Source organism: Microbacterium sp. H83, from assembly GCF_001650405.1.
GTDB lineage: Bacteria > Actinomycetota > Actinomycetes > Actinomycetales > Microbacteriaceae > Microbacterium.
In genome coordinates, this window is sequence record NZ_LWCU01000034.1 from 147,640 (window position 1) to 172,925 (window position 25,286).

The 25,286-nt window shown below is 70.0% G+C and carries 28 protein-coding genes and 2 tRNA genes; 16 read left to right on the top strand and 14 right to left on the bottom strand.

Annotated features, from left to right (window positions below):
- Positions 1-3 precede the first annotated feature (3 nt).
- The 7 genes from tmk to A4X16_RS13450 all read left to right on the top strand — a co-directional run bounded on the left by tmk (position 4) and on the right by A4X16_RS13450 (position 5,374).
- Positions 4-633, top strand: coding sequence for a dTMP kinase (gene tmk, locus A4X16_RS13420; RefSeq protein WP_067121325.1), 630 nt, complete (start codon positions 4-6; stop codon positions 631-633).
- A gap of 72 nt (positions 634-705) precedes the next feature.
- Entirely contained in the window at positions 706-1,863 is a 1,158-nt protein-coding gene (locus A4X16_RS13425; protein ID WP_067121327.1) for a DNA polymerase III subunit delta', read from the top strand.
- Entirely contained in the window at positions 1,860-3,416 is a 1,557-nt protein-coding gene (locus tag A4X16_RS13430; protein ID WP_067121329.1) for an alpha/beta hydrolase, read from the top strand. Before A4X16_RS13425 ends, A4X16_RS13430 begins: the two co-directional genes overlap by 4 nt.
- Positions 3,417-3,489: 73 nt before the next feature.
- Positions 3,490-3,565: transfer RNA gene (locus A4X16_RS13435), tRNA-Thr, on the top strand.
- Between the two features lie 77 nt (positions 3,566-3,642).
- Positions 3,643-4,224, top strand: a complete 582-nt coding sequence (locus A4X16_RS13440) for an isochorismatase family protein (protein ID WP_067121331.1) — start codon at positions 3,643-3,645, stop codon at positions 4,222-4,224.
- On the top strand, positions 4,221-4,748 hold the full coding sequence (locus A4X16_RS13445; RefSeq protein WP_067121334.1) for a DUF1697 domain-containing protein: 528 nt from the start codon (positions 4,221-4,223) through the stop codon (positions 4,746-4,748). Before A4X16_RS13440 ends, A4X16_RS13445 begins: the two co-directional genes overlap by 4 nt.
- Positions 4,745-5,374, top strand: a complete 630-nt coding sequence (locus A4X16_RS13450; RefSeq protein ID WP_067121335.1) for a M23 family metallopeptidase — start codon at positions 4,745-4,747, stop codon at positions 5,372-5,374. The genes A4X16_RS13445 and A4X16_RS13450 overlap by 4 nt, the downstream gene beginning before the upstream one ends.
- Positions 5,375-5,422: 48 nt before the next feature.
- On the opposite strand, the gene A4X16_RS13455 is transcribed toward A4X16_RS13450, so the two are convergent.
- Complete coding sequence (locus tag A4X16_RS13455; protein ID WP_067121337.1) at positions 5,423-5,623, bottom strand: hypothetical protein; 201 nt, start codon at positions 5,621-5,623, stop codon at positions 5,423-5,425.
- 25 nt (positions 5,624-5,648) lie between these two features.
- Here A4X16_RS13455 and A4X16_RS13460 point away from each other — a divergent pair, with 25 nt between their 5' ends.
- Positions 5,649-6,170, top strand: coding sequence for a CGNR zinc finger domain-containing protein (locus A4X16_RS13460; protein ID WP_067121339.1), 522 nt, complete (start codon positions 5,649-5,651; stop codon positions 6,168-6,170).
- A 32-nt stretch (positions 6,171-6,202) separates the two neighbouring features.
- On the opposite strand, the gene A4X16_RS13465 is transcribed toward A4X16_RS13460, so the two are convergent.
- From A4X16_RS13465 to A4X16_RS13475, 3 genes are all read right to left on the bottom strand, one after another.
- The gene (locus A4X16_RS13465) at positions 6,203-6,751 is read right to left on the bottom strand and encodes a type 1 glutamine amidotransferase domain-containing protein (protein WP_067121341.1); all 549 of its coding nucleotides are present in this window, start codon (positions 6,749-6,751) and stop codon (positions 6,203-6,205) included.
- Between the two features lie 110 nt (positions 6,752-6,861).
- Positions 6,862-6,934, bottom strand: a tRNA-Lys gene (locus A4X16_RS13470).
- A gap of 134 nt (positions 6,935-7,068) precedes the next feature.
- Positions 7,069-7,731, bottom strand: a complete 663-nt coding sequence (locus tag A4X16_RS13475; protein WP_067121343.1) for a fasciclin domain-containing protein — start codon at positions 7,729-7,731, stop codon at positions 7,069-7,071.
- A gap of 243 nt (positions 7,732-7,974) precedes the next feature.
- On the opposite strand from A4X16_RS13475, the gene sigK reads away from it, so the two are divergent.
- From sigK to A4X16_RS13495, 4 genes are all read left to right on the top strand, one after another.
- Entirely contained in the window at positions 7,975-8,574 is a 600-nt protein-coding gene (sigK, locus tag A4X16_RS13480; RefSeq protein WP_197491839.1) for an ECF RNA polymerase sigma factor SigK, read from the top strand.
- On the top strand, positions 8,571-9,371 hold the full coding sequence (locus A4X16_RS13485) for an anti-sigma factor (RefSeq protein ID WP_067121345.1): 801 nt from the start codon (positions 8,571-8,573) through the stop codon (positions 9,369-9,371). Before sigK ends, A4X16_RS13485 begins: the two co-directional genes overlap by 4 nt.
- 72 nt (positions 9,372-9,443) lie before the next feature.
- Positions 9,444-10,073, top strand: coding sequence for a DNA-directed RNA polymerase subunit beta (locus tag A4X16_RS13490; RefSeq protein ID WP_067121347.1), 630 nt, complete (start codon positions 9,444-9,446; stop codon positions 10,071-10,073).
- Between the two features lie 150 nt (positions 10,074-10,223).
- The gene (locus A4X16_RS13495; RefSeq protein ID WP_067121349.1) at positions 10,224-11,108 is read left to right on the top strand and encodes an aminodeoxychorismate lyase; all 885 of its coding nucleotides are present in this window, start codon (positions 10,224-10,226) and stop codon (positions 11,106-11,108) included.
- 172 nt (positions 11,109-11,280) lie between these two features.
- Here the strand turns inward: A4X16_RS13495 and A4X16_RS13500 are convergent, their stop codons facing one another.
- From A4X16_RS13500 to A4X16_RS13535, 8 genes are all read right to left on the bottom strand, one after another.
- Positions 11,281-12,099 carry an endonuclease domain-containing protein gene (locus A4X16_RS13500; RefSeq protein WP_067121457.1) on the bottom strand — a complete coding sequence of 273 codons (819 nt, stop codon included), beginning with the start codon at positions 12,097-12,099 and terminating at the stop codon, positions 11,281-11,283.
- A 291-nt stretch (positions 12,100-12,390) separates the two neighbouring features.
- Entirely contained in the window at positions 12,391-13,170 is a 780-nt protein-coding gene (pstB, locus tag A4X16_RS13505; protein WP_067121351.1) for a phosphate ABC transporter ATP-binding protein PstB, read from the bottom strand.
- A 53-nt stretch (positions 13,171-13,223) separates the two neighbouring features.
- The gene (gene pstA, locus A4X16_RS13510; RefSeq protein WP_067121353.1) at positions 13,224-14,321 is read right to left on the bottom strand and encodes a phosphate ABC transporter permease PstA; all 1,098 of its coding nucleotides are present in this window, start codon (positions 14,319-14,321) and stop codon (positions 13,224-13,226) included.
- A gap of 1 nt (position 14,322) precedes the next feature.
- On the bottom strand, positions 14,323-15,291 hold the full coding sequence (pstC, locus tag A4X16_RS13515; protein ID WP_067121355.1) for a phosphate ABC transporter permease subunit PstC: 969 nt from the start codon (positions 15,289-15,291) through the stop codon (positions 14,323-14,325).
- A 128-nt stretch (positions 15,292-15,419) separates the two neighbouring features.
- Positions 15,420-16,523 (bottom strand): phosphate ABC transporter substrate-binding protein PstS, encoded by a 1,104-nt coding sequence (gene pstS, locus A4X16_RS13520; RefSeq protein WP_067121357.1) that lies wholly within the window; start codon positions 16,521-16,523, stop codon positions 15,420-15,422.
- 170 nt (positions 16,524-16,693) lie between these two features.
- A complete protein-coding gene (locus tag A4X16_RS13525; RefSeq protein ID WP_067121359.1) occupies positions 16,694-17,677 on the bottom strand; it encodes an NUDIX hydrolase in 984 nt (327 codons plus the stop codon).
- On the bottom strand, positions 17,674-19,839 hold the full coding sequence (locus A4X16_RS13530; RefSeq protein ID WP_067121361.1) for an RNA degradosome polyphosphate kinase: 2,166 nt from the start codon (positions 19,837-19,839) through the stop codon (positions 17,674-17,676). The genes A4X16_RS13525 and A4X16_RS13530 overlap by 4 nt, the downstream gene beginning before the upstream one ends.
- 52 nt (positions 19,840-19,891) lie before the next feature.
- Positions 19,892-20,575, bottom strand: a complete 684-nt coding sequence (locus A4X16_RS13535) for a winged helix-turn-helix transcriptional regulator (protein WP_067121363.1) — start codon at positions 20,573-20,575, stop codon at positions 19,892-19,894.
- 73 nt (positions 20,576-20,648) lie between these two features.
- Between A4X16_RS13535 and A4X16_RS13540 the strand changes: the two genes are divergently transcribed.
- From A4X16_RS13540 to ygfZ, 3 genes are all read left to right on the top strand, one after another.
- Positions 20,649-20,936: a hypothetical protein gene (locus A4X16_RS13540; protein WP_067121365.1), complete on the top strand. Its 288-nt coding sequence runs from the start codon at positions 20,649-20,651 to the stop codon at positions 20,934-20,936.
- Between the two features lie 180 nt (positions 20,937-21,116).
- The gene (locus A4X16_RS13545) at positions 21,117-21,719 is read left to right on the top strand and encodes an FABP family protein (protein ID WP_067121367.1); all 603 of its coding nucleotides are present in this window, start codon (positions 21,117-21,119) and stop codon (positions 21,717-21,719) included.
- Position 21,720: 1 nt separating this feature from the next.
- A complete protein-coding gene (gene ygfZ / locus A4X16_RS13550) occupies positions 21,721-22,842 on the top strand; it encodes a CAF17-like 4Fe-4S cluster assembly/insertion protein YgfZ (protein ID WP_067121369.1) in 1,122 nt (373 codons plus the stop codon).
- 9 nt (positions 22,843-22,851) lie between these two features.
- Here the strand turns inward: ygfZ and A4X16_RS13555 are convergent, their stop codons facing one another.
- Entirely contained in the window at positions 22,852-23,676 is an 825-nt protein-coding gene (locus A4X16_RS13555) for a methylase (protein ID WP_067121371.1), read from the bottom strand.
- Between the two features lie 59 nt (positions 23,677-23,735).
- Here A4X16_RS13555 and A4X16_RS13560 point away from each other — a divergent pair, with 59 nt between their 5' ends.
- Positions 23,736-24,485 carry a phosphoglyceromutase gene (locus tag A4X16_RS13560; RefSeq protein WP_067121373.1) on the top strand — a complete coding sequence of 250 codons (750 nt, stop codon included), beginning with the start codon at positions 23,736-23,738 and terminating at the stop codon, positions 24,483-24,485.
- A 66-nt stretch (positions 24,486-24,551) separates the two neighbouring features.
- Here the strand turns inward: A4X16_RS13560 and phoU are convergent, their stop codons facing one another.
- Positions 24,552-25,247 (bottom strand): phosphate signaling complex protein PhoU, encoded by a 696-nt coding sequence (gene phoU, locus A4X16_RS13565; RefSeq protein WP_067121375.1) that lies wholly within the window; start codon positions 25,245-25,247, stop codon positions 24,552-24,554.
- Positions 25,248-25,286 lie beyond the last annotated feature (39 nt).

Below are 25,286 nucleotides of genomic sequence, written 5' to 3' on the forward strand. Positions count from 1 at the left end.
TCCGTGAACTCCGGGGGCGGAGTCTGGATCACACTCGAGGGCGGCGACGGCTCGGGGAAGACGACCCAGTCGAACCTGCTCGCGGAGTGGCTCGAGGGTGCGGGCCGCACCGTGGTCCGCACCCGCGAGCCGGGTGGATCCGAGGTCGGGCAGCTGATCCGCGACATCGTTCTGCATCACCGAGGGGACATCGCTCCTCGCGCCGAGGCGCTGCTCTACGCCGCCGACCGTGCTCATCACGTCTCGACGGTCGTGCGGCCGGCGCTGGAGCGCGGTGAGGTCGTGCTGCAGGACCGCTACCTCGACTCGTCCGTCGCCTATCAGGGGGCGGGCCGAGTGCTCGACGGCGACGAGATCCGCGACCTCTCCCTGTGGGCCGCCGAGGGCGCGCTCCCCGATCTCACGGTGCTCCTCGACCTGTCGCCCGAGGCCGCGCGCGTGCGGCTCGACTCCGCCGACAAGCCGTTCGACCGTCTCGAGGCCGAGAAGAACGACTTCCACGCGCGGGTCCGCGACGGCTATCTCGGCCTCGCCGCCGCGGAGCCCGAGCGCTTCCTCGTCCTCGACGCCGCCGCGGCGCCCGACGTCATCGCCGCGCAGATCAGAGAGCGCGTCACCGCGCTGCTCGGCTGAGCGGGCGGGTCCCGATCCTCACCTCGGATCGGGGTCGCCGCGGACGTCGGTGCTCCCGATTAGGCTGAGTGCATGCCCCAGACCGTCGCCGCCCCTTTTCCGTGGGCCGATGTCTGGGGGCAGGATGCCGCGGTCGAGACACTGCGCACCGCCGCGTCCGATCCTGCCGCGCTGTCGCACGCGTGGCTCATCACCGGTCCTCCCGGGTCCGGCCGGTCGACTCTCGCGTACGCCTTCGCCGCGGCACTGATCGCCGATCATCCCGATGACGAGGCGACGATGCGACAGGTCCTCGTCGGCACGCATCCGGATGTGACGGCCCTCCGCACCGACAAGGTCATCATCACGATCGCCGAGGCGCGCTCGCTCGTCGAGCGGTCGTACTTCGCGCCCTCCGCCGGGCGCTACCGGGTGATCGTCGTCGAGGACGCCGATCGCATGGTCGAGCGCACCTCGAACGTGCTCCTGAAGGCGCTCGAGGAGCCGCCGGAGCAGACCGTGTGGATCCTGTGCGCTCCGAGCGAGGCAGACCTGCTGCCCACCATCCGCTCACGGGTGCGCTCTCTGCGGCTGCGCGAGCCGGACGTCGCGGACGTCGCACGGCTCATCACGCTCCGGACGGGCGTCGACGAGGACGTCGCCGAGCAGGCCGCCCGACACGCGCAGCGGCACATCGGCATGGCCCAGCGACTCGCCACCGACGACGCCGCTCGCCGTCGGCGGGATGAGACGCTGCGGTCGGTCCTCGGAGTCCGGGGAGTCAACGACGCCGTCGAGGTGGCCGGTCGGATCATCCAGGCCGCGACCGACGACGCGAAGGCGCTGACGGCCGAGCGCGACGCGGCCGAACGCGCCACGCTCCTGCGCACCGTGGGCATCGCCGAAGGGCAGGCGGTCCCACCCGCCCTCCGCACGCAGATCTCGGCGCTCGAGGACGATCAGAAGAAGCGGGCGACCCGCAGCCTGCGCGACGGCATCGATCGTGTCCTGACCGACCTGCAGTCCCTGTTCCGCGACGTCGTCATGCTGCAGTTCGGCAGGGACGACGCTCTGATCAACCGCGAGCTCCGCGACGAGCTCGCCGCCCTCGCGGCCGCCTGGCCCGAGACCCGTACGCTTGTCGTACTCGACCACCTTGCCGAGACGCGTCAGTCGCTGGAGCGCAACGTCGCTCCGCTGCTCGCCCTGGAGAGCTTGCTCGTGACAGTCACGAGCGGGAGGACACCGTGAACAACCGATCGACTTCCCGCATCCGCCGTGCCGTCGCCGTGATCGCCGGGCTCGCCGCGGCATCCGTCGTGCTGTCCGGATGCCTCTACGCGATGATCCCGGAGGGCGCCGAGCCGAAGCCGTCCGTCACGCACGCCCCCGACACCGAGGGCGTCGCCGAGGAGCTGCTGCCGTACTACGGGCAGACGCTCGCATGGAGCGAGTGCGGTACCGGCTTCGACTGCACCGACGTGACGGCGCCCCTCGACTGGGAGAACCCCGGAGACGGCGAGATCACGCTGTCGGTCGTGCGGCACCAGGCGACCGGGACGGCGAAGGGCTCGCTGCTGACGAACCCCGGCGGCCCCGGGGCGAGCGGTGTCGAGCTCATCCGCGACAGTCTCGACTTCGCCGTCGGCGCGGAGCTCATCGACAACTACGACGTGATCGGCTTCGACCCGCGGGGCGTGGGTCAGTCCAGCGCGGTGGCGTGCTTCGACGCCGCGGGAATGGACGACTACCTCTACTCGATCCCGACCGCAGAGCGCGGCACGCCCGCGTGGGAGGCCGAGCTGCTCGAGGGCCACCAGCGATTCGCGGACGCGTGCGAGGCGAACAGCGACGGCATCCTGCCGTTCATCACGACCGTGAACGCGGCGCGCGACATGGATCTCATCCGCGCAGTGCTGGGCGACACGCAGCTCAACTACCTCGGCTACTCCTACGGCACCTTCCTCGGAGCCACCTACGCCTCCCTCTACCCCGAGAAGGCCGGACGGCTCGTGCTCGACGGCGCCATCGATCCCGCTGTCTCGGGTCTCGACGTCGGCGCCACCCAGGCGCTCGGCTTCGAATCCGCCCTGCGCGCCTATATGCAGGACTGCCTGGACTCGGGGGAGTGCCCGTTCGCGGGTTCCGTCGACGAGGCGATGGCCGACCTCGGAGCTCTGCTCGCGAGCGTCGACGCGGTCCCGCTGGAGAACGGCGACGGTCGCATGCTCGGCGCGGACTCCCTGATGACCGCGATCATCGCCGCGCTGTACTCCGCGGACAGCTGGCCTTACCTGACGCAGGCCTTCGACGAGACGCTCCAGGGCGACCCGTCCACCGCTTTCCTCCTCGCCGACTTCTACAACGGTCGCGAGAACGGCGCCTACATCGACAACTCGAGCGAGGCGTTCCGTGCGTACAACTGCATGGACTACCCCGTCGAGGACGACCCGGCCGCGGAGGCCGCCACCGACGCGAAGATCGCCGAGGGCGCGCCGACGATCGCGCCGTACTGGTCGGGCCCCGACTCCTGCGCGGTATGGCCCTACCCGCCCACCGGCACCCGCGGCGAGATCACCGCGGAGGGCGCCGGCCCCATCGTCGTCGTGGGTACGACCAACGACCCTGCCACCCCCTACGAGTGGTCGGAGTCGCTCGCCGCGCAGCTCGAGGAGGGCGTCCTCATCACGCGTGTCGGCGAGGGGCACACGGGCTACAACAAGGGCAACTCGTGCGTCGACGGGGCCGTCGAGGCGTTCTTCCTCGACGGCACGGTGCCCGAGGACGGGCTGCGGTGCGAGTAGCCGCCCGGCACCCCTCGGCGTGTCGACGCTCGATTCGCGATGACGGCCCTGCTCGGGTAATATCGATGATCGCGCCGCTTTAGCTCAGTCGGCAGAGCATTTCACTCGTAATGAAAAGGTCGTCAGTTCGATTCTGACAAGCGGCTCCACCAGGCCCCGTGATGCGAAGAACATCACGGGGCCTTCTGGTTCCCGGAGCCGGTCTCCGCGGGCGTACCCTCGACTCATGAGCAGAGCGCTTCTGATCGTCGACGTCCAGAACGACTTCACGGAGGGCGGTGCGCTCGCCGTCTCCGGAGGGGATGCCGTGGCATCCGCCATCTCGGCGCATCTCGCCGCGCACGCCGCCGACTACGAGCTCATCATCGCGTCCCGCGACTGGCACGATCCGGAGGGCGACAACGGAGGTCACTTCGCCGACGAGCCCGACTACGTCGACTCCTGGCCAGTGCACTGCGTCGCCGGGACACCGGGTGCCGACTACGACCCTCTGCTGGCGACGGATGCCGTGACCCATCACGTGCGCAAAGGGCAGGGTGCACCGGCGTACTCGATGTTCGAGGGCGTCGCGGAGTCGGGCGAGACCGTGGGGGCTCTGCTCTCCGCGGCGGGGATCGTCAGCGCCGACGTCGTCGGCATCGCGACCGACCACTGCGTGCGGGCCTCCGCACTCGATGCGATCGCTCACGGCGTCCGGGTACGCGTCCTCACCGACCTGGTCGCGGGCGTCGCGCCGCAGCCGAGCGCAGCGGCCCTCGCGGAGCTCGCGCATGCCGGCGCCGAGCTGGTCGAGGGCGACGCCGCATGACGCGGAGCGTGATGCTCCTGAGGGCCGTGAACGTCGGCGGTCGCAGCCGCGTGCCGATGGCGCGACTCCGCGAGATCCTCGAACCGGAGGTGGGGGAGGTCTCGACCTATATCGCGAGCGGCAACATCATCTGCGCGCACCCCGCTGACCCTGCGGCGGCGTGCACCCGCGTGCGCTCCCTGATCGCCGCGGAGTTCGATGTGGACACCCCGGTGATCATCCGCCGGCATGAGGAGCTCCGCGCGGCGCTCGAGGCGCTGCCGTTCCCCGATGCGTCCGAGAAGATGCTCCACGCCATGTTCCTCGAGGCGCCGGCGGCCTCCGGGGCGATCGACGGGCTCACTCCGAGGCTGAGTCCGGACGAGCGGATCGCTCTGATCGGAGACGATCTGTGGATCGACTACGGCGAGGGCGGTGTCCAGTCGACGAGACTCACGAAGGCCGTTCTGGACCGAGTCCTCGGTGTGGCCGGCACCGCTCGCAATCTGCGCACCGTGCGCGCGCTCATCGACCTCACCGCATGACGCAGGGTCCGTTCGCGCTCGAGCTGCCGTTCACCGGCCGGTGGCTCGTGCAGAACAGTCCGGCGTCGCGCGTGCCCAGTCACGGCACTGCGCTCTTCGGCACCGCGCACGCGATCGACTTCGTCCCGGTGGATGCCGAGGGACGCAGCGCTCCGCGCACGCTCGCCGGCCGTTTCGCGACGGAACGGCCGGAGACGTTCATCGGGTTCGGTCGGCCCCTCCTCGCCCCGGCCCCCGGCGAGGTGGTGATCGCTCACGACGGAGAGCCCGATCACGGGGCGCGGCGCGGCCTCGTGGCATCCGTATGGTACGCGCTCACCCAGGCGTCGCGGGTCCGCGAGGGAGCGGCGGCGGTGGCCGGCAACCATGTCGTCATCCGGTCGCGAGGCTCTCTCGTGCTGCTGGCGCACCTGCGGTCGGGCAGCGTGCGGGTGAGGGCGGGCGACGAGGTGCGCGCGGGCGATCCGGTCGGGGAGTGCGGCAACTCCGGCAACAGCACCGAACCGCACCTGCACGTCCAGGTATCGGACTCCGTGGCGCGCGACGGTCAGGGCATCCCTCTCGTCTTCCTGCGCCCGGGCGGGGAGCCCTGGGTCCCGCGCAACGGAGAGATCGTCGAGGTCTGAGCGGCGCCGGGCCGATCCCTCCGGCCCGTACCCGCGGCACTGCGGAGGTCAGCCGACGATCTCCGCGCTGAGGGCGGCGGGCGGCATCGCAGTGCGCGCCTGCAGATCGACGCGACGTGTGCCGCAGGCCGCACAGCGCACGTAGACGATCACGCCGTCGGAGGTCGGATGCCGCGACTCGGCGACCCAGGAGTGCTCGTGAGCCGGAGCGACGTGCTGAGGGATCGGAAGAGTGTGCGGCGAGGTCATGCATCCAGCGTGATGTAATGGCCTTATGCATCTCAACCCTTACGGCGAATACGCGGTGCTGCTCGCGGCGTCGCTCGCCGACGACTTCCCCGACGACCGCGAGGGCATCGAGCGGCGGACGCTGGAGAAGGGGATGACGATGGTCTTCCCGCCCGCTGCCGACGACCACGCGCAGGTGCGGCGCGTCGTCGAGGACTGGCTGCGCATCGTCGACGCCCCGGGCGCGGACGAGCGGGCGCAGCTCCTCAACGCGCAGATGGCGGAGGCCGCCGCCTACCCGCGCCTCACGAACCACGACGGGGAAGGCTGGCATCTGCACTATCGCGACGATGTGCAGTCGCTCCCGTTCGTGCTGCGCGCCATCATCACGGTCGGCACGTCTCTGCACCTCGTGACGCGAGGGATGGACCGACTCGGCCGGTGCGCGGCGTCGCCGTGCACGAGAGTGGTGGTCGACGTCACCCGCAACGGACGTCAGCGCTTCTGCTCGGTGCGGTGCGCGAACAGAGCGGCGGTCCGGCGTCATCGAGCGCGCACAGGCGCCTGACACCGGACCGCCGTAGGATCCGCGGGATCAGCTCACGCGGTCTGGCCGGCGTGACGTCCTTCGGAGATCTCCTCGACGAGCTTCGCGTTGAAGGCGGGGAGGTCGTCGGGGGTGCGGCTGGAGACCAGGCCCTGATCCACCACGACCTCCTCGTCGACCCAGCTCGCCCCCGCGTTGCGGAGATCGGTCGCGAGACTCGGGTAGCTCGTGAGCGTGCGCCCGTCGACCACCCCGGCCTCGATGAGGATCCAGGCGCCGTGGCAGATGACCGCGACCGGCTTGTGCTGCTCGAAGAACGAGCGCGCGAGCTCGATCGAGGGCTTGTCGAGGCGCAGGTGATCGGCGTTCACGACGCCGCCCGGCAGCACGAGCGCGTCGAACTCGTCGGCCTTGGCATCCGCCGACGTGAGGTCGACGTGCTGGACGTGGCCGTTCTTCCCCTTGATCTGCTCGCCGTCCGGGGCGATCAGAGTCGCGCTCGCGCCTTCGCCCTGCACCGCCTCCCACGGGCTGGTCAGCTCGCTGTCCTCGAATCCGTCTGTCGCCAGGAATGCCACTCGGCTGTCGGTGAGAGTCGCCATGATGCGTCCTTTCGTTGAGGGTCGAGTCCCTGATGGGGACACCTCGACCCTTCCGCGGCGGACGGATGCCGTGAAGGGGGTGGCCGGATCCGACCGGCGATGCTACGCGGTGGGCCCCGTGGGGCTCGAACCCACGACCCGCGGATTAAAAGTCCGATGCTCTGCCAACTGAGCTAGAGGCCCGCGCTCCCAGTCTAGGGCGCACGGAAGGGACCGCCGACGAAGTGCCTCGCCGGCGGTCCCTTCCTCCCGCTCGCCTTCCTCCCCCTGAGGGATGAGCGGGGTGTGCCGAGGTCCCAGCTCGGCGTCCCGACTGATTACGCAGCCGGGGGCATCAGGACCGAGTCGATCAGGTACACGGTCGCGTTGGCGGTCTGGACGCCGCCGCAGATGACGTTCGCGTCGTTGACCATGATGCTGTCGCCGCTGCCGGTGACCTCGAGGTCCGCACCCTGGACCGTCGTGTGCATGCCGTCGATCTCATCGGGCGAGATCTGGCCGGGGACGACGTGGTACGTGAGGATCGAGCTCAGCGTCGCGCTGTCGGTCTTCAGGGCCTCGATGGTCGCGGGGTCGATCTTCGCGAAGGCCTCGTCCACGGGGGCGAAGACCGTGAACTCGTCGCCGTTGAGCGTGTCGACCAGGTTCACGTCGGGGTTGAGCTGACCGCTGACCGCCGACACCAGGGTGGTGAGGAGCGGGTTGTTCGAGGCGGCGACCGCGACCGGGTCCTGGGCCATGCCGGCGACCGAGCCGTCGCCGTCCGGGACGGCCTCTGCGTATGCGGCGCAGCCGGGGCCGACGAGGTTCGCGGCCGGGTCCATCGTCTCGGGGGCCGTGGTCTCCTCGGACGTCTCCGGAGCCGTCGACTCCGACGGCTCGTCGGTGGAGGTGCCGCCCATGGAACAACCGGCGAGCACGAATGCGCTCGCAAGTCCGAGGGTGATCGCTGCGGTGACCTTCTTCTTGGTGCTGAACATCTCGAGCTCCTTCAGAACTGTGCCACGGCCTCTCCGTGGCGTTGACAGGTGTTCGGAGCACCTCTGGGAACGGATGGGAGAAATCTCGAGAAAAGTTCTCGCGTCCCGCGTCCAATCCGAACCGGGCCACCGCGACGAACCATTCCGCAGAGAGAAGGATCGGGCGGGTGTGCGCGCGGGGGACGCGCGCGGGATTCATCGTGTCTGGGACGTGATTGCGCGGAAAAGGGGTGACGGTACGGCATGCTGGTGGAGATGGTCATCGATGGGATGGACGTACCCGAGGACGGTACGGCGCGTGATGCTGTCGCCGACCTGCTCGTCCGCATCGGTGGCGGCGACCAGCGCGCGTTCGCCGAGCTGTACGACATGCTCTCCTCCCGCGTCTTCGGCCTCATCCTCCGGGTGCTCGTCAACCGGTCCCAGAGCGAGGAAGTGCTCCAGGAGGTCTTCCTCGAGATCTGGGAATCCGCTTCGAGGTTCGCTCCGAACAAGGGGCAGGGAAGAACCTGGGTGATGACGATCGCTCACCGCCGTGCGGTCGACCGGGTCCGAGCATCCCAGTCCAGCGCGGACCGGGACGTGAAGGCCGGGTTCAGGGATATCGGGGTCGCGCACGACAGTGTCGCGGAACGGGTGGAACTGGGCATCGAGGGCGAGAAGGTCAGAGGCGCCCTCGAGGGGCTTCCCGAGGCGCAGCGCGAAGCGCTCGTCCTCGCCTATTACGGCGGTTACAGTCAGAACGAGGTGGCAGTGCTCGTGGGGGCACCGCTGGGGACGATCAAGACACGGATGCGAGACGGGCTCACCCGTCTCCGGACAGCACTGGGGGTGACGGCATGAACGAGCAGGAATTCGCAGAACTCGCGGCAGGAGCGGCACTCGACGCGCTGTCGCCCGACGAGCAGCAGCGGTACCACGCCGCGCTGGTCGCGCACCCGGAATGGCAGAGCATCGCGGATGCGGATGCCGTGACCGCTGCGCTGCTGGCCGAGGGCGCGATGCCCGTGGCGCCCCCGATCGACATCCGTTCGTCGCTCCTCGCCCGTATCGCGCAGACGCCGCAGGACGGCGACGCGATCGACGTCGATCCCTCGTCAGCCGCGCCGACGGATGCAGGATCCGCGCCCGCGCCGGAGACCCCGAGGGCGAGCTCCGACGGGCTGGCGCGCAAGGCCCCGGCGCATCCGCTGCGCATCCTGTTCGCGCTCGCAGCCTGCCTCGCGCTCCTCGTGGGTGTCGGCGTCGGAACCGTCGCCCTCAACGAGCACCTCAACCGTCCGGCGAGCGTCGTGGCCCTCGATGAGATCACGGCCGCGGACGACGCGCAGCAGGCGACGATCGAACTCGCCGACGGAGGCGCCGCGACCGCGCACTGGTCGGCCTCGCTCGGGAAGTCGGTCCTGGTGACCGACGGCATCCCGGCCCTCGCCGACGGCGAGACCTACGAGCTCTGGTACGTCCGCGGCGACACCCCGGTGTCTGCGGGTGTGTTCGACGCCGTGGACGGCGATGCCACCACGGTCCTCGCCGGCGAGATGCACGAGGGCGATGTCATCGCGGTCACGATCGAGCAGGCCGGCGGCTCTCCGTCCGGTGCGCCGACGACCGATCCGGTCATCGTCATCCCGACCGCCTGACCGGCGCCGGCACGCGCGTCGCGGCACGGGGACAGCGTCCCGAGGGCCGATGATCCCGCGTACCCTGGAGTGATGCCCGAGCAGTTCCCGCGCCCTGTGCGCCGTCCCACCAGCGCGTTCGACAACATCGTCGGCACGCACGATCCCGTCGAGGAGACCCGGGTGGCGCACGCGACGGCATCCGCACTGCTCACCCGCGTGCGCGCGGACGAGAGCGGCGTGAGCGCCGAGCGGCTCGTCGCGTTCACGGCGGAGCACGGCATCGACGAGATCGCCGAGCTCTGGTCCAAGGCTCCGTCGAGGACGCTCCCCGGCGCCCTGTGGCGGCTGTACCTGCTGCAGCTCGCGATCCATGCGGACCCGCAGACGGCCGCCCTGCTGTACGAACGCGGCCGCATCGAGCTCGCCTCGGCCGACGCGGTGATCGCCGGCGCACCGATTCCCGCGAATCCCGACGAGCTCGTGGTCCTCATCGACACGATCCTGCGGGGGGCGTTCCGCGGTGACTTCGCCGTGGCCCTCGACCGCGCCGCGGCGTTCTGCCGCGTGCAGTCCTCGGGCGCCACGCACACGGCCGACGACTACGAGCCGACGGAGCCCGCCAGAGCCAGCGAGCTGACCACGAGGGCGCTGCGGCTCAGCAGCTACGCGCAGGATCTGACGGCATCCGCCGCACTGTGGCGCGCGGGTGCGCTCGCCTGACGCCGGACAGAGAAAGACCGGGCCGCAAGAACGCCTCTCGGCGGAAGGCCGCTCGCAGCGGCGAAAAATGGAGCCCGGGGTTATGCGGCCCGGCCACTCCAGTGTAACGCGCTGCGGCCGTGGCTATTCCCGGCGTCGTAGGCTCTGTGCATGACCCGACGTTTCGCCCTCATGATCGACCCGGCCACGGCGGATGCCGTCCGCGACGACTTCGCCGACACGTTCACGCGCGTCGACGCCGCGGCTCCGGCGCTGAGCGTCGGCGAGCTCAGCACGCAGCGGGGCGACGGCGTCTTCGAGTCCATCGGAGTGGTGGACCGGCACGCGCAGGAGGTCGTCCCCCATCTCGAGCGGCTCGCGCACTCCGCGAAGCTCTGCGACCTCCCGGTGCCGAACCAGGAGCAGTGGCGTCAGGCGATCGAGCAGGCGGCGGCGGACTGCGGCGAGGGGGAGTACGTCATCAAGCTCATCCTGAGCAGGGGAGTGGAGCACGGCCCGACGCCGACCGCATGGGTGACCGTGGCTCCGGCATCCGACTTCTCCGCCGTGCGGGAGGCGGGCGTCCGCGTCGTGACGCTCGATCGCGGATACGACCTCGACATCGCGGAGCGCGCGCCCTGGCTGCTGCTCGGCGCGAAGACCCTGTCGTACGCCGTCAACATGGCGGCACTCCGGGAGGCGCACCGCCGCGGCGCGGACGACGCCATCTTCCTCTCCCGCGACGGCTACGTGCTGGAGGCGCCGACGGCCTCGCTCATCCTGCGCTCCGGCGACCGCTTCGTCACTCCTGCGCCGAACGGCGGCATCCTGCACGGCACGACCCAGCTGAGCGTCTTCGATCACCTGACCGCACAGGGCTTCGAGGTCGCGTACGAGCAGGTTCCGGCATCCGCGCTCACCACGGCGGATGCCGCGTGGCTGGTGTCGAGCGTCCGCCTCGCCGCCCCGATCACCGCGATAGACGACGTCTCCCTGCCGGTGGACGCGGCGTTCACGGCCGAGCTGAACCAGTACCTGCTGTCGCCCCGCGACTGACCCGTCCTTTCTCTGCCCCGCTCTACGGGCAGGACCCTTCCCCGCCCGCCCTGCGGGCACAACTTCGGACGCCGAGGATGACACGCCGTGGGCCGGCATCCTTCACCCGGCGTGTCTGCGTGCGGATCCGAATCTGTGCCGGCGCGCACACCGCCCGACCGCAGTGAAAGCGTCATGGCCGGAGCGCCATGAGTCCGATGATCGCGCGTTCCACCAGCTCCCAGTCGTGAAGGAGCATCGCGTAGTCGAACCGCAGCGTGACGTGACCCCATGACGCCGATGTCGCATCGCGGACGAGGTCGCGGTGGCGATGCTCCGCGCTCTCGTGGTTCTCTCGGCCGTCGGTCTCGATGATCAGCCACCCGTCGATCAGGAGATCGACCCGACCTGTTCCGACCACCTGCGTCTGTGTACGCACATCCCAGCCGAACCGTCGAAGGCGCAACCGGGTCAGCGACTCGAGCCCGCTGTCCGCGTCCGAACGAGAGAACGCGACGAGGTCCCGACCCGCCCGATCCAGTGCGCCGCTCAGCCAGCGCAGCGCGCGTCGCGGCAGCAGCCCCCGCCGTCGAGCGGACTCGAGGGCGACGAAGAAGGCCTCGGCGCCGCGGCATCTGTAGATCTGCAGCAGGATCCGAGCGACCGACGGCAGCGCGAAGGTCGAGGTCGACGGTCCGGCATCCCAATGACGGATGCAGTCGCAGTCCGGGCTCGGAGCCGTTCGGTGGTGCCGGTCCCGGCGGAGCCACACATGCGTCAGGGTGTCGTCCAGAACCCAGATGCCGAGATGTCGGGCAGCGGTCTCGCAACCGAGCGATCCGCCGTGCGCGGCGGCCTCGACGGCACCCGCGCAAGCCGAGGACGCCGCGTACACCCCCCGCCTGACTCGACGGAGCTCGCCGCGACGGAGCCGTCCCTCGATCGCCCGGCGCGACGCGTGCTCACGGAGCTCACGCCACGTCCAGACCTCGATCCCGGGACCCACGCACATCGCCACAGTGTGTACGCCCGCGGCATCCGTCGTGCACACGATCACCGGCGATCGTGCAGTACTCCCAGTCGGCCTCGGATGTGGAGACCGAGTCCTTCGCCGCCTCGGAGGCCCATACCGGGCACAGCTTCGGGCCAGGACGACGACACGCCGTGCGATCCGAGGATCGCACGGCGTGTCCGTGCTGAGGTCCGAAACTGTGCCCGGTGGACTGTGCCCGGTGGACTGTGCCCGGTGGAACTGGCCCGGCGAGGCCGACGCCCGGGATCGGGAGTCCAGACCGGCGGATGCTTATCCGAAGCGGCCCGAGACGTAGTCCTCGGTCGCCTGCACCGACGGCGTCGTGAAGATCGTCGACGTGTCGTCGTACTCGATGAGCTTGCCGGGCTTGCCGGTGCCGGCGATGTTGAAGAACGCGGTCTTGTCGGACACGCGGCTCGCCTGCTGCATGTTGTGCGTCACGATCACGACCGTGTACTCGTTCTTGATCTCGGCGATGAGCTCCTCGATCGCGAAGGTCGAGATCGGGTCGAGGGCCGAGCACGGCTCGTCCATCAGGATGACGTCGGGGGAGACGGCGATCGCACGCGCGATGCACAGACGCTGCTGCTGGCCGCCCGAGAGGCCGGAGCCCGGCTTGTCGAGGCGGTCCTTGACCTCGTTCCAGAGGTTCGCGCCCTGCAGCGACTTCTCGACGAGCGCGTCCTGGTCGCTCTTCGCCATGCGCGTGTTGTTGAGCTTGACGCCCGCGAGCACGTTCTCCTTGATGGACATCGTGGGGAACGGGTTCGGGCGCTGGAACACCATGCCGACCTGACGACGCACGAGCACCGGGTCGACGCTGGAGCCGTAGAGGTTCTTGCCGTCGATCAGCACCTCGCCCTCGACGCGGGCGCCGGGGATGACCTCGTGCATGCGGTTGAGGGTGCGGAGGAAGGTCGACTTGCCGCAGCCCGACGGCCCGATGAACGCGGTGACGGTGTTGGGCTTGATGTCGATGTTGACGCCTTCGACGGCGAGGAAGTCGCTGTAGTAGACGTTGAGGTCGTTGACTTCGATGCTCTTGGACACGGGAGATCCTTCTTGTTCAGTCAGTCAGTCAGTCAGTTCGGGGAGCGGCGCGCTCAGCGGCCGCCGGTCTTGGGGGCGAACACCTTGGCGATGATGCGCGCGAGCAGGTTCAGGACCATGACGATCACGATCAGCGTGAGAGCCGAGGCCCACGCGCGTTCGAGGTAGGCGTCGACCGGGATGCCGGGGTACTTGGCCTGCATGTAGGAGAACACGGGCAGTGTCGCCATCTGCCCGCTGAACATGTTCGTGTTCATGCCCTGCACGATGCCGACCGTGAGCAGCAGCGGCGCGGTCTCGCCGATCACGCGCGAGATCGCGAGCATGATCGAGGTCGTGATGCCGGCGATGGCCGTCGGCAGGACGACTTTGATGATCGTCAGCCACTTGGGGACACCCAGCGCATAGGCCGCCTCGCGGAGCTCGTTCGGCACGATGCGAAGGAGCTCCTCGGAGCCGCGCACGACGACCGGGATCATCAGCACAGACAGGGCGAGGGAGCCCATGATGCCCATTCTCGTACCCGGACCCACGATGAGCGCGAACACCGAGTAGATGAACAGACCGGCGACGATCGACGGGATGCCGGTCATGACGTCGACGAGGAACGTGATGCCGCGGGCGAGTCTGCGACCCTCGCCGTACTCGACCAGGTAGATCGAGGTCATGAGACCGATCGGCACCGAGATGAGAGTGGCCCCGAGGGTGATGAGCAGCGTGCCCCACACGGCGTGGATCGCGCCGCCGCCCTCGCCGACGATGTTGCGCATCGAGAAGCTGAAGAACTCGCCGTCGAAGCGCGCCAGGCCGTTGATGACGACCGTGTACAGCAGCGAGATGAGCGGCAGGAGCGCGATGACGAAGGCACCGGAGACGAGGGCTGTCATCAGCCGGTCGACCGCGTGACGGCGGCTCTCGATGACCGTGGAGATCACGAAGATCAGCGCCATGTAGAACAGCAGGCCGACGACCAGGGTCATGGCGATGTTGAAATCGGCCGGGTCGCCGCCCGCGTTGACGAAGGCGAAGATCGTTCCCGAGACGACGAAGGCGACGAGCAGCAGGGCCCACGGCGCCCACTTCGGCAAGTGGCCCGCCGAGGTGGTGTGCGTGGACTGCGCCACGGGGGTGGGGGTGAGCGTGGCGGTCATGTCAGTTGGCTCCCGAGAACTCGGCGCGACGCGAGACGATCCAGCGGGCGATGAAGTTGACCGCGAAGGTCACGATGAACAGGATCAGACCCGCAGCGACGAGGGTGTTGACGCCCTCGTCGTGGGCCTCGGGGAACCGCAGGGCGATGATCGCGGGGATCGTCGTCGGGTTCTCCGGGTTGATCAGGTTGAAGGTGATGATGCCGAGCGGCGAGAGCACGAGGGTCACGGCCATCGTCTCGCCGAGTGCGCGGCCGAGGCCGAGCATCGCGCCCGACACCATGCCGCTGCGGGCGAAGGGGAGCACGGCCATGCGGACCATCTCCCAGCGCGTGGCGCCGAGGGCGAGGGCGGCCTCCTCGTGGAGCTTGGGGGTCTGCAGGAAGACCTCGCGGCAGATCGCCGTCATGATCGGCAGGATCATCACAGCGAGCACGAGGGATGCGGTGAGGATGGTCTTTCCTGTGCCGGAGGGGGTGCCGCTGAAGAGCGGGATCCATCCGAGGTTCTCGTTCAGCCACTTGTAGAAGGGCACGAGCATCGGGGCGAAGGTGAGCGCGCCCCAGAGGCCGAAGACGACCGAGGGGACGGCGGCCAGCAGGTCGATGATGTAGCCCAGCACGCCGGCGAGCTTGCGGGGAGCGTAGTGCGAGATGAACAGCGCAATGCCGATGGCGACCGGCGCTGCGATGACGAGCGCGATGAGGCTCGACCACAGGGTTCCGAAGACGAACGGCCAGACCCACGACAGGAACGACTGCCCCTCGAGGATCTGGTTGCCCGTGGTGTCGGCGGACAGAGCGGGGATCGCCTGCACGATGAGGAAGATGGCGACTGCCGCGAGTGTCACGAGGATCGTGATCCCCGCCGCGAGCGCGGTACCGGAGAAGACGAGGTCGCCCCGTCGACGCAGAGAGGTGCGCGACCCGGGGGAACGGGTGGTCTCGGGACCCGTTGTGGTGGTGGTCATCTGAGCGGCTCCAGGCTCTGAGGGACTTTCGGTGTTTTCATGCGGGAGCCCCCGGGTGTCGGTCGAGTTCCTTCGACCGACACCCGGGGGCGTCGGTGCCGGAGCTCAGCGGTGTGCTGAGCGCCCGGTCACTCCGTGACGATGGCGTCGATCGCGGTGGTGATCTGCTCGCGCAGGCTGTCCGAGATCGGGGCGCTGCCGGCGGCCTCGGCCGCCGCGTCCTGGCCCTCGGCCGAGGCGACGTACTCGAAGTACGCCTTCACGAGGCCGGCCGTCTCTGCGTCGTCGTACTCGACGCAGCCGATGAGGTAGGAGACGAGCGCGATCGGGTACGAGCCGGCCGGTGCGGCTGCCGGGTCGACGTCGAAGGCGAGGTCGTTGTCGGAGCGGCCCTCCTCGAGCGGCGACGCCTCGACGAGCGCGGCAGCCGCCTCGGCGGAGTATGCGACGTACTCGCCGTTGACCTGGACGGCGACCTGGCCGAGGTCGGAGGTGCGGGAGGCGTCGGCGAAGCCGATGTAGCCCGAGCCGTTGGTGATCGCGTCGACGACGCCCGAGGTGCCGTCGCCGGCCTCGCCGGTCGAGAGCGGCCACTCGTCGCTGGCCTCGTAGGTCCACACATCGGGAGCGACGGCGCTGAGGTACTTGGTGAAGGTCTCCTGCGTGCCCGACGCGTCGGCGCGGTGCACGGGCACGATGCCCTGATCGGGGAGATCGACGCCCTCGTTCTGGTCGGCGATGGCCGGGTCGTTCCACTTGGTGATGGTGCCCGAGAAGATGCCCGCGAGAGTGGCGCCGTCGAGGTTCAGCTCGTCGATGCCCTCGAGGTTGAAGGCGACGGCGACGGGGGAGATGTAGACGGGGATCTCGACGATCTCGTCGGAGGCGCAGGAGCCGAAGCCGCCCGCAGCGAGCTCGTCGGCGTTGAACGCGCGGTCGGAGCCGATGAAGTTGGACGAGCCCGCGATGAAGTTCTCGCGGCCCGTGCCGGAGCCGGTGGCGGTGTAGTTGATGGTGACGTCGGGGTTGGCCGTCTGGAACGCGGCGACCCAGGACTGCTGAGCGGCCTCCTGCGAGGACGCGCCGGTGGCGTCGAGGCTGCCGGAGAGCGTGGACTCGGACGGCTCGGTCGAGCCGCCGGTGTTGCCGCCTTCGTTCGCGGCACAGCCGGCGAGAGCGAGAGCGGCGACGGCGCCGATGGCGCCGATACGTGCGATTCGGGAGATCTTCACTGTGGATCCTTCGATCATGGATGGGTGGGGCCCGGTGCAGGGCACACAGTGACGCTAGGTGCGGCGGTTAACGAGACTCTCCCGCGCAGGTGAACGGAAGGTGAACGGCGCGCGTCTCTCTGGGGCGGCACCCGCGGTTTTCCGGGCCTCCGCGAGGCGAGAGAGGGCGGTCAGACCTTCGGGACGTGCGTCTCGATCGCGATGATCCCCGAGCCGGGGTTGGTCGCGGACAGATGCACGACCGAGAAGGCGGCGGGCTCGAGATCGGCGGCGGAGCCCACGTACGACCCTTGGATCGTGCCGGTCGCGAGGGCGATCTCCGAGAGGATGCCGGGCAGTACGGGGCCGTGGCTGCAGACCACCGCGGGCTTGCCCGATCGGACGCGGCGTCCGATCACGGACCGCAGGTCGTCCTGGCCGTCCTCCCAGGCATCCTGACTGATCTTGGCGGTCTTGACGGCCTTGCGCTCGAGGGCCTTCGTGAGCGGCTTGACGGTCTGCACGCAGCGCACGGCGTCGCTCGTGACGATGCGACGGACGCCGAAGGCGCGCAGCGGTCCGACGATCGACTCGGCCTGGCGCAGGCCGCGGTCGGTGAGCGGCCGCTCGGCATCCGGGCCGTCCCAGTCGCCGCGGGAGAGCGCCTTCGCATGCCGCAGGGCGATGACGGGGAAGGTGCGCAGCACGCCGTCGTCGACGAGCCGGGCGAAGAAGTCGAGGATCTCGAGGTCCACGGGGTAGCTGAGCCGCGACCGCGCCTTGCTCACGCTCACCCACTCGACGGCCGCGATCTCGCGGTTCGGCACGAAGGTCGATTCGCGGATCGCGTCGTCCGTCGCCTCGGCCGCCCAGTAGTGCACGACCTTCTGCTTGTTCGACGGCAGGTGATAGCGGCTCACGCCGACCGGGACGCCGAGAGAGACCCGGATGCCGGTCTCCTCGTGCACCTCGCGCACGGCCGTCTCGGCGAGCATCTCACCGGGATCCACCTTGCCCTTGGGCAGGGTGATGTCGCGGTACTTGGTGCGATGGATCAGGAGGACCCGCAGCTTGCCGTCGACGAGCCGCCACACGACGGCCCCGGCCGCGTAGACGGCCTTGTCGGTCCACTTCGAGCGCGTCGCGTCCTTGGCCTGCGGCTGCGCCCGGGTCATCGAACCGCCCGTGCGCGGCGACGCCGCTGGATCAACCCCATGGTCTTATCCTGCAGGTCGACGAGCGGCGTGCCGTCGGCATCCTCGGCGTGGCGCGTCCAGACCCCCTCGGGGCCGAGGTGCCACGACGTCGTGCCCGGGTCCATCGCCAGATCGAAGAACGCGAGCAGCTCCGTCATGTGGTTCGGCTCGGTGACGCGCACCAGCGCCTCGACCCGACGATCGAGGTTGCGGTGCATCATGTCGGCGCTGCCGATGTACACCTGCGGGTCGCCGTCGTTGTGGAACGCGAAGATGCGCGAGTGCTCCAGATAGCGGCCGAGGATGCTGCGCACCGTGATGTTCTCGCTGATGCCCTCGAGATCGGTGCGCAGGCTGCAGATCCCGCGCACCCACACGTCGACCTTCACACCGGCCGCGCTCGCCCGGTACAGGGCGTCGATGACCTCCTCGTCGACCATCGAGTTCACCTTGATGCGGATGCTCGCCGGCTTGCCGTCCTCCGCGTTGCGGCGCTCGTGGTCGATCTGCCGCACGAGGCCCTTGCGCAGGTGCAGCGGGGCGACCAGCAGGCGCTTGAACTTCTTCTCGATCGCGTAGCCGCTGAGCTCGTTGAACAGCCGGGTGAGGTCCTTGCCGACCTGCGGGTCGGTGGTGAACAGGCCGAAGTCCTCGTAGATGCGGCTGGTCTTGGGGTTGTAGTTTCCCGTGCCGATGTGGGAGTAGTGGCGCAGCACGCCCTCCTCCTCGCGGATCACGAGTGCGAGCTTGCAGTGCGTCTTGAGCCCGACGAGGCCGTACACGACGTGCACGCCCGCCTTCTCGAGCTTGCGGGCCCAGACGATGTTGTTCGCCTCGTCGAAGCGCGCCTTGACCTCGACGAGAGCGAGGACCTGCTTGCCGGCCTCGGCCGCGTCGATCAGCGCCTCGACGATCGGGCTGTCGCCCGAGGTGCGGTAGAGCGTCTGCTTGATGGCGAGCACGTGCGGATCGCGCGCGGCCTGCTGCAGGAACGCCACGACGCTCGTGGTGAACGACTCGTACGGGTGGTGCACGAGCACGTCCGACTTGCGGATGGCCTTGAAGATGTCGGCCCTGGTGTTGCTGCCGGTCGGCTGGAACGCCACGGGCGTGGTGGGCAGGTGCGGCGGGTAGCGCAGGTCCGGACGGTCGATGCGCGACAGGTCGAAGAGCCCGCGCAGGTCGAGCGGGCCGGGGAGGCGGTAGACCTCCTGGTCGGTGATGTCGAGCTCGCGCACGAGGAGGTCCATCGTGACCTCGTCCATGTCGTCGGTGATCTCGAGGCGGATCGGCGGACCGAAGCGCCGGCGCAGCAGCTCGGCCTCGAGCGCCTGGATGAGGTTCTCGCTCTCGTCCTCCTCGATCTCCACGTCCTCGTTGCGGGTGAGGCGGAACGCGTGGTGGTCGAGCACCTCCATGCCGGGGAACAGATCGCCGAGATGGTTCGCGATGAGCTCCTCGAGGCGGAGGAAGCGCTTGATCTCGCCGGCGCCCGGCACCTCGACGAAGCGGGGGAGCATGGGCGGGACCTTCAGGCGCGCGAACTCCTGGCGCCCGGTGCGGGCGTTCCGGATGCGGATCGCGAGGTTCAGCGACAGGCCCGAGATGTAGGGGAACGGATGCGCGGGGTCGACGGCCAGCGGCATCAGCACCGGGAACACCTGGGCGCCGAAGTACTCCGACAGCTTGGCGCGCTCCTCGTCGGTGAGCTCCGACCAGTCGGTGATCTCGATGCCGGCGTCCGCGAGAGCGGGCCGCACGAGGGAGGTCCACGCGTCGGCGTGGCGCAGCTGCAGGGCGTGCGCCTCGCGCGAGATGTCGGCGAGGGCGTCGACGGGGGAGCGGCCGATGTTCGTCGGCACGGCGAGCCCCGTGACGATGCGGCGCTTGAGCCCGGCGACGCGCACCATGAAGAACTCGTCGAGGTTGCTCGCGAAGATCGCCAGGAAGTTCGCCCGCTCCAGCTCCGGCAGGGAGGGATCCTCAGCGAGCTCCAGGACGCGCTGGTTGAACGCGAGCCAGCTGATCTCGCGGTCGAGGTAGCGGTGGTCGGGGAGCAGCGAATCCGGGGACTCGATGGCGTCGAAGTCGTCGTCTTCGGCGTCGCCGAGACCTGCGTCGGCGAGAGCGGGATCGATCATGGGGTACATCTAAGCACCGAGAGGTGACGCGCGTGTGAACGGACCCGCTCGGTTACCGCGCCGCCGCCATCGTCTCGTCGTCGTACACGTTGAATCGGTACCCGACATTGCGCACCGTGCCGATGATCTGCTCCTGGTCGCCGAGCTTGGCGCGCAGTCGTCGCACGTGCACGTCGACGGTCCGCGTGCCGCCGAAGTAGTCGTAGCCCCAGACCTCGCTGAGCAGCTGCTCTCGGGTGAACACCCGCGACGGGTGGGTCGCCAGGAAGTGCAGCAGCTGGAACTCCTTGTAGGTGAGGTCGAGCGGCCTTCCGTGCAGCTTCGCGGAGTACGACTGCTCGTCGATCGACACGCCCGACGCCTGCACGCGGGTCGGCTCGGCGGCCTCGTCGCGACGGGCGAGCGCGAGCCGCACCCTGGCATCGGTCTCGGCGGGGCCCGCGGTCGCGAGCAGGACGTCGTCGATGCCCCAGTCGCCGGACAGGGCGCTCATGCCGCCCTCGGTCACCACGAGCAGCAGCGGCGCGTCCTGCCCCGTCGCGCGCAGCAGGCGGCACAGCGACTTGGCGCCGACGAGGTCGAGACGTCCGTCGACGATCACGATGTCGCACTCGGGCGCGCTGACGAGTTGAGCGGGCTCGGCGGGGATCTGACGCACGCGGTGGCTGAGAAGCTCCAGGGCGGGCAGGACCTGCTCCGAGACCGGAGCGTTGGTCAACACCAGGACCTGGGCCACACGCACTCCTTCCGGACGGCTGGGGGACGCCGTGCCGCAATGATACCGGGCGCCGATGGGTCACAATGGAGGCATGACGGAACCAGCCCTCGCTCCGCGCAACGCGCTCGTCGGCGTGCTCGTCGTCTGGGCGGTCGCGCTCGTGGCATCCGTCGGCGTCGGCATCTTCGTGCCCGAGGAGTGGCGCATCCCGTGGCTCCTGGTCGCGTTCGGGGCGGTCGTCCTGCTCTCGTTCGCCGTGCAGCTCTGGTACGGACGCACGCAGGGATTCATCTTCCGGGTCGGCGGAAGCGCGATCGGAGCCCTGCTGCTCATGGGCGTGATCTCGGTCGGCTTCGCGCTCGCCGCGCTCGTCTCCTGACGCCGCGCGTCACGGAGGCCCCGCGAGACACCCGCCCGCGCGGAGGGTAGTGTGGAGCCATGGACCTCATGGCGCTCGAACTCTTCTACATCGGCCTCCTGGGCCTGGCGAGCCTCGCGATCGCCTTCGTCTCGGTCGTGGTGCTGCGCAACCTCTTCCGCGGCCAGCGCTGAGCGCACCGTGCTCGAGCTGCCCACCGACCTCCCCGCCGACCTCGCGCCGCTGGCGTGGCTGATCGGCGTGTGGGAGGGCACCGGGGTCATCGACTACCCGGTCGGAGACGAGCGGCTGCAGGGCGAGTTCACGCACCGCGTGAGCTTCAGCCATGACGGCGGCCCCTTCCTGAACTACGCGGCGACCGCGACCTTCACCGGCGACGCCGGATCGACCGCCGTCCCGCTCGTGGCCGAGTCCGGCTTCTGGCGCGTCAGCCGCGCGGCGACGGAGGCGGACGCCGGCCCTGGTCTTCTCCCGCCCTCGGGCGATGCCGTGGAGCGCGGCGTCGACGACGTCGAGGCCCTGCGCGCGGCATCCGGCGGCTTCCCGCTCGAGGTCTCGATCGCCCACTCCGACGGAATGCTCGAGCTCTACCTCGGCGAGATCAACGGGCCGCGCATCGACATCGCGACGGATGCCGTGGTCCGCGGCGCCGGTGCCAAGGAGTACGGCAGCGCATCGCGCATGTACGGCCTCGTCGACGCGCATCTGCTGTGGGCGTGGGACATCGCCGCTCTCGGCACGCCGCTGCGCTCGCACGCGTCGGCCCGTCTGGCGAGGGTCTGACATGACCGGTTTCGCGGACGTCCCCGGCGCGATCTCCGGAGAGCGCGGCGTCGAGCACTTCGGCGACGCGTTCCGTGAGCAGCGTCGTCTCCAGGACGGCGCCGCCCTCGCACCGCTCGCCGACCGCACCGTCATCGAGGTCGCAGGGCCCGAGCGCCTGAGCTGGCTCGACTCCATCACGTCGCAGTCGGTGGGGAGGCTCGCCGCGGGCGAGAGCACCGAGCTGCTCGTCCTCGATCCGCAGGGTCGGGTGGAGCACGCCGCCGGGGTGTTCGACGACGGATCGTCGACCTGGCTCATCGCCGACGCCGCGGATGCCGAGGCGCTCGCCGCCTGGCTCCAGCGCATGAAGTTCCGCACCCAGGCGACGGTCGACGTGCGCCCCGACCTCGTGCTCCTCGGCTTCGTCGACGGCGGCGCCGCGGCGGCGCGCGCGATGACCGCGGCCGCCGCACCCGCGGGTGTCCCGCTGGTCTGGAGCGATCCCTGGCAGCACGTGAGCGCGGGGGGTCACCAGTACGCGGAGGTCGCCGAGCATCCCGGCGCGCAGCTCGCCTGGCGCGTGGCGATCGTCTCCGGCGACGCCGCCGACGAGCTCGCGACGACGGTCGCGGCCGATGAGCTGGCGGGCCTGCTCGCCGCCGAGGCGCTGCGCGTCGCGGCCTGGCGACCCCGGTGGTCGGCCGAGGTCGACGAGCGCTCGCTGCCGCACGAGTCCGACTGGATCCGCACCGCCGTGCACCTGAACAAGGGGTGCTACCGCGGCCAGGAGACCGTCGCGAAGGTGCACAACCTCGGCCACCCGCCGCGCCGGCTCGCCGCGCTGCAGCTCGACGGCAGCGAGGCCGTGCTGCCCGCCTCGGGCGACGCCGTGTTCGCCGGAGACGACGAGGTGGGCCGCATCACCTCGGTGGCGCGACACCACGAGGACGGGCCGATCGCGCTCGCGATCCTGTCGCGCCGCGCTCCGGTCGGCGATCTGATCGTGCGGACGGAGGGCGCGGACGTCGCCGCCGCCCAGCAGGTGATCGTCCCCGCCGACGCCGGGGCCACGGCCGACATCCCCCGGATCACGCGCCTGTCGCGCCGTCCGAGCGCGCCGGACCCCCGGAACGCCGGCTGACCGGCTACCTCACGGCAGTGGCGAGACCGCGGCCCAGGGGAGCGTGAGCTCGCCGAGACGCCACCGGCTCCGGCCGCCCTGCACCGCCCAGCCCTGGTCGCGCAGGGCCGAGACCGCGGCGAGGAACCGCTGCGTCGCCCCGAAGGTCGACAGCGCGGCGGCGCGGTCCCATTCGCGATCGAGGTCCACGAGCAGCGCGTGCACCCGCTCGCCGGGGACGTTGCGATGGATCAGCGCCTTCGGCAGGCGCTCGGCCACGATGCTCGGTCGCTCGAGGTCGGCCAGTCGCAGCGAGAGCGTGAAGCGCTGCGGTGCTCCGGCGGCGTCGACGTCGATCCAGCTCGCCACGCGGCCGATCTCATCGCAGGTGCCCTCGACGAGGAGTCCGTCGGGAGCGAGCCGAGCGGCCATGGCGCGCCAGGCGGCGGCGACATCCGACTCGTCGTACTGCCGGAGCACGTTCATCGCGCGGATCACGGCGGCACGGCGTCCGTCCGGCAGCGGCACCTCGAAGCCGCCGCGCGCGAAGGAGACGCGGAGGTCCGCCGGGAACGACGTGGCACCGGCGCGCACCTCCTCCAGCTGCGCCGTGGCGGTCGCGACCCTCGCGGGATCGATCTCGAGGCCGCGCACCTCGGCGTCCGCGCGCACGCGCTGCAGCCGGGTCGCGAGCTCGAACGCGGTGACGCCGCTCGCGCCGTAGCCGAGATCCACGACGAGCGGATCGGCCGCACGGCGGAACGCGTCCGCGGCCGCGATCCAGCGATCGTTCCGCCGCAGCCGGTTCGTCCCGGTGGTGCCGCGGGTGGGCCGACCGAGAGGAGATGACGCCATGCGTCCATCCTCCCAGCACGTCGCCGGACGCGACGACGCCGCCTCGATAAACTGGGGCCATGACTGCGAACCGCACCCTGATCCTGCTCCGTCACGGCCGGAGCGAGTGGAACGAACTGAACCTCTTCACCGGCTGGGTGGACGTCCGCCTCAACGAGCAGGGCAGGAACGAGGCCCGTCGCGGCGGCGAGCTGCTGGCCGAGGCCGGCATCCTCCCCGATGTCCTGCACACCTCGCTGCTCAGCCGTGCGATCCAGACCGCGAACATCGCGCTCGACGCGGCCGACCGTCTCTGGATCCCGGTGACCCGCTCGTGGCGCCTCAACGAGCGTCACTACGGCGCGCTGCAGGGCAAGGACAAGGCGCAGACGCTCGAGGAGTTCGGTCCCGAGCAGTTCCAGCTGTGGCGCCGCTCGTTCGACGTGCCGCCGCCCGTGCTCGACGACGACAGCGAGTTCAGCCAGGTGCACGACCCGCGCTACGCGGGCATCGACGGCGAGGTGCCCCGCACCGAGTCGCTCAAGCTCGTGATCGACCGCCTGCTGCCGTACTGGGAGAGCGCGATCGTCCCCGACCTCGAGGCCGGCAAGACGGTGCTCGTCACGGCGCACGGCAACTCGCTGCGCGGCCTCGTGAAGCACCTCGAGGGCATCAGCGACGCCGACATCGCCGAGCTCAACATCCCCACCGGCATCCCGCTCGTCTACGAGCTGGACGAGAACAACGTGCCCACGGGTCCCGGCCGCTACCTCGACCCCGAGGCCGCCGTTGCGGGTGCCGCCGCGGTCGCCGCGCAGGGCAAGAAGTAGTCGCAGACACACGAGAAGGGGGCGGATGCTGTCAGCATCCGCCCCCTTTCGTGTGCGCTGCGCGCGTCAGGCGTGTCCGAGCTCCTGCTGCTCGGCGGCGAAGGGGATGTCCTCCTCGTCGACGTGCCAGTCGCCCGTCGCGAGGTAGACGACCTTCTTGGCGACGGCGACCGCGTGGTCGGCGAAGCGCTCGTGGTACCGGCTGGCGAGCGTGGCGTCGACCGTCGCGGTCGCCTCGCCCTTCCAGTTGTCGCTGAGGACCTTCTCGAACACGCTGGCGTGCAGCTCGTCGATGTCGTCGTCGGTGTTGCGGATGGTGTCGGCGAGACGCAGGTCCTGCGTGCGCAGCAGCTCGGTGAGCGTGCGCGCGATCTCGACGTCGAGCTCGCCCATCTTCGTGAACGTGCCCTTGAGACCGCGCGGGATGGCGCGCTCGGGGAACCGCAGGCGGGCGAGCTGGGCGATGTGCTCCGACATGTCGCCCATGCGCTCGAGCGAGGCGCTGACGCGCAGGGCGAAGACGACGATGCGCAGGTCGCGCGCGACCGGCTGCTGACGGGCGAGGATCTCAATGGCCTGCTCGTCGAGGGCGACCGCGAGCTCGTCGATCTTCGCGTCGTCCTCGATGACCTCCTCGGCGAGGGCGACGTCGCTCGTCGCGAACGCGCGCGTGGCCTTGTCGATCGAGACCGTGACGAGGTCCGCGATCTCGACGAGGCGAGACTGCAGGTCCTCGAGGGACTGGTGGAAGACTTCGCGCATGATGGGCGCAACCTTTCATTCGGGTCTCGGCTGTGATGC

Coding starts and splice junctions, on each gene's coding strand:
- A4X16_RS13425 (WP_067121327.1), top strand. CDS start 706: ATGCCCCAGACCGTCGCCGCCCCTTTTCCGTGGGCCGATGTCTGGGGG.
- A4X16_RS13440 (WP_067121331.1), top strand. CDS start 3,643: ATGAGCAGAGCGCTTCTGATCGTCGACGTCCAGAACGACTTCACGGAG.
- A4X16_RS13445 (WP_067121334.1), top strand. CDS start 4,221: ATGACGCGGAGCGTGATGCTCCTGAGGGCCGTGAACGTCGGCGGTCGC.
- A4X16_RS13450 (WP_067121335.1), top strand. CDS start 4,745: ATGACGCAGGGTCCGTTCGCGCTCGAGCTGCCGTTCACCGGCCGGTGG.
- A4X16_RS13455 (WP_067121337.1), bottom strand. CDS start 5,623: ATGACCTCGCCGCACACTCTTCCGATCCCTCAGCACGTCGCTCCGGCT.
- A4X16_RS13460 (WP_067121339.1), top strand. CDS start 5,649: ATGCATCTCAACCCTTACGGCGAATACGCGGTGCTGCTCGCGGCGTCG.
- A4X16_RS13465 (WP_067121341.1), bottom strand. CDS start 6,751: ATGGCGACTCTCACCGACAGCCGAGTGGCATTCCTGGCGACAGACGGA.
- A4X16_RS13475 (WP_067121343.1), bottom strand. CDS start 7,731: ATGTTCAGCACCAAGAAGAAGGTCACCGCAGCGATCACCCTCGGACTT.
- sigK (WP_197491839.1), top strand. CDS start 7,975: ATGCTGGTGGAGATGGTCATCGATGGGATGGACGTACCCGAGGACGGT.
- A4X16_RS13485 (WP_067121345.1), top strand. CDS start 8,571: ATGAACGAGCAGGAATTCGCAGAACTCGCGGCAGGAGCGGCACTCGAC.
- A4X16_RS13490 (WP_067121347.1), top strand. CDS start 9,444: ATGCCCGAGCAGTTCCCGCGCCCTGTGCGCCGTCCCACCAGCGCGTTC.
- A4X16_RS13495 (WP_067121349.1), top strand. CDS start 10,224: ATGACCCGACGTTTCGCCCTCATGATCGACCCGGCCACGGCGGATGCC.
- A4X16_RS13500 (WP_067121457.1), bottom strand. CDS start 12,099: ATGTGCGTGGGTCCCGGGATCGAGGTCTGGACGTGGCGTGAGCTCCGT.
- pstA (WP_067121353.1), bottom strand. CDS start 14,321: ATGACCGCCACGCTCACCCCCACCCCCGTGGCGCAGTCCACGCACACC.
- pstC (WP_067121355.1), bottom strand. CDS start 15,291: ATGACCACCACCACAACGGGTCCCGAGACCACCCGTTCCCCCGGGTCG.
- A4X16_RS13525 (WP_067121359.1), bottom strand. CDS start 17,677: ATGACCCGGGCGCAGCCGCAGGCCAAGGACGCGACGCGCTCGAAGTGG.
- A4X16_RS13530 (WP_067121361.1), bottom strand. CDS start 19,839: ATGATCGATCCCGCTCTCGCCGACGCAGGTCTCGGCGACGCCGAAGAC.
- A4X16_RS13540 (WP_067121365.1), top strand. CDS start 20,649: ATGACGGAACCAGCCCTCGCTCCGCGCAACGCGCTCGTCGGCGTGCTC.
- ygfZ (WP_067121369.1), top strand. CDS start 21,721: ATGACCGGTTTCGCGGACGTCCCCGGCGCGATCTCCGGAGAGCGCGGC.
- A4X16_RS13555 (WP_067121371.1), bottom strand. CDS start 23,676: ATGGCGTCATCTCCTCTCGGTCGGCCCACCCGCGGCACCACCGGGACG.
- A4X16_RS13560 (WP_067121373.1), top strand. CDS start 23,736: ATGACTGCGAACCGCACCCTGATCCTGCTCCGTCACGGCCGGAGCGAG.
- phoU (WP_067121375.1), bottom strand. CDS start 25,247: ATGCGCGAAGTCTTCCACCAGTCCCTCGAGGACCTGCAGTCTCGCCTC.